General features: G+C 66.6%; 2 protein-coding genes. One reads left to right on the top strand and one right to left on the bottom strand.

Translation table 11 applies throughout. The features are described 5' to 3' along the window. The first annotated feature begins 64 nt into the window (after positions 1–64). Positions 65–721 (top strand): FAD-binding protein, encoded by a 657-nt coding sequence (locus tag E6G06_22455; GenBank protein TML84622.1) that lies wholly within the window; start codon positions 65–67, stop codon positions 719–721. Between the two features lie 281 nt (positions 722–1,002). Here the strand turns inward: E6G06_22455 and E6G06_22450 are convergent, their stop codons facing one another. Then, positions 1,003–1,899 (bottom strand): DUF1028 domain-containing protein, encoded by an 897-nt coding sequence (locus tag E6G06_22450; protein TML84621.1) that lies wholly within the window; start codon positions 1,897–1,899, stop codon positions 1,003–1,005. Positions 1,900–2,018: the final 119 nt, after the last annotated feature.

Here is a 2,018-nt window from a genome sequence, read left to right as displayed (position 1 = left end):
GAAGCTTGGTGCCCGCGGTCGACGGTGTGCATCGCCGGCAGCCGGAGGGGTGAGCCGATGACCCATGAGTGATCTCACGAGCGCTTCGATGTTCGACTACGACGCCCGGCCGGTCACCCCGCAAGTGGCGATCGTTGGCCTGCGGGCGTCCTCGGTCGGCTACCAGCTGCGCGACTTCCTCAGCCGCAACGGCGTGCCCTACGAGTGGGTCGAGATCGACGACACCGAACGGGTCCACACCTTGCTCGACGGCAGCGACCTCGGCCCTGACCACTTACCGATCTGCATCCTGCCGGACGGGAGCAGGCTCCCCATCGCCACCGTGGAGGCGGTGGCGACCGGTCTCGGCCTGGTCTCGCTGCCAGAATTGGCCGAGTACGACCTGGCGATCGTCGGTGCCGGCCCGGCGGGGCTCGCGGCCGCGGTGTACGGCGCCTCCGAGGGGCTGCGAACCGTCGCCGTCGAGGCCGTCGCGCCCGGAGGGCAAGCGGGCACGACGTCGATGATCGAGAACTACCTGGGCTTTCCCCAAGGGATCAGCGGCGGTGAGCTGGCGACGAGAGCCACCGCGCAGGCACGGCGCTTCGGCGCCGAGGTCCTGCTGGCACGGCCGCTCGTCGACATCGCCAGAGACGGGCTCGGCTATCTCACTCGGCTGTCGGACGGAGCCGAGGTTCGGTCGCGCGGGTGGTCTTGGACTTCGTCGGTGAACGAGCCGTAGACCAACTCGACGTCCGCATCGTGGCCCGAACCCTCCGACTCTCTCCACACTTGGTAGACGCCTGCGGGTTGGGCGGCGGAGAGGGCACATCGGGGGTGGGATCGAGCCGCCCCTGTCCGCCGCGAAATACGCGGGTCGTGAGTACTGTCCGCTCGACGCGGTACTCCTCACTGGGCACGATCTTCATCATTGCTCCATCAGCGAGCGCCGCGCCGAGCAGTTCGGAGCGCACTAGTCAGCCCGCGCCGCGATCCTCGGTGAAGGGCAATTCGGTTCAAAGGCTATGGTGCGAGAAGCTCGGCTAGGAGAGCTTGATCGGCTGGAAAGGTGCCGGTGGCGGCGTGTCTGCGGAGGGCAAGCTCCAACAGCGCGCGATCACCGCCGAACGAGCGCACACAGGATCGTGCCTCAGCGAGTCGCTGCGCCAAGACCAAGAGCGCGACCCGCATCAAGGTCGGTTCGATGACGCGGGGCAGCCGCGCGATGGCTTCTGCAACCTGGCCTTCTGCGCCTTCCAAATCGAGCACTCGAAGACGCTCCATGGCTCGTTCCATCGCGCCGTATCCCCGGGCGAGGTCGAGCAGGCGGCGAAGCTCAGCGAGCGGCTCGGCATGATCGTCCACGCGAATGTGGAACACGCGGCCCTCCCACGGCCGAGCATGCCGATCGCCACTCACGACGACCAACCCTGCCGACTGCACACCGCGAAAGTCACCGCCTTCACGCTGCGCCCCCTCCATCGCTTGCACCAACCTCTCGGCGAAGTCACCGTCGCCCCGGACGTACGCTTCTTTCATCGCGGCCGGGACCGTGTCGTTGAGCATCATGTTGGCCTGGACACTGAACCCCAGTCCCTCGACGTGGCCCGCCTCAGCGACACAGGCTCGCCCGGTGTGCGCCGCGACCTCCCCCTCGGCATCGACGACGGCGACCTGACGCAGGTCGCGATCCGCATCGATCACGAGCAGAGCGTCAAGCGTTTCACGAGCCGAACATCCCGAGCGCATGAGGTCAAGACCAAGCACGCCGTAGGACGGATCAGCAAACGCTTGACTCACAACCGCACCAACGCCTGGCTCCAGATACGGCGTGATCAAGCCCGCAGCAAAGAAACAACTCTGAACTGCGACACCGAGCTGCCCGGTTCCCGGATCTCGAGCCACGATCGAATACGTCATCCGAACCAGTACCTCCGCCCCGGGACCGACCGCCCAACGAGTCGAGTGCCGTCGTCACCGCTCAGATTGCCCAGTGAGACTGGGGACGTGCCACTGATTGAGGGTCCACCGTCTCATTC

This window comes from Actinomycetota bacterium (assembly GCA_005888325.1).
Classification (GTDB): Bacteria; Actinomycetota; Acidimicrobiia; order Acidimicrobiales; family AC-14; genus AC-14.
Note: the sequence above shows the minus strand (reverse complement) of the source record. Positions and strands in the feature narration are given on the sequence as shown.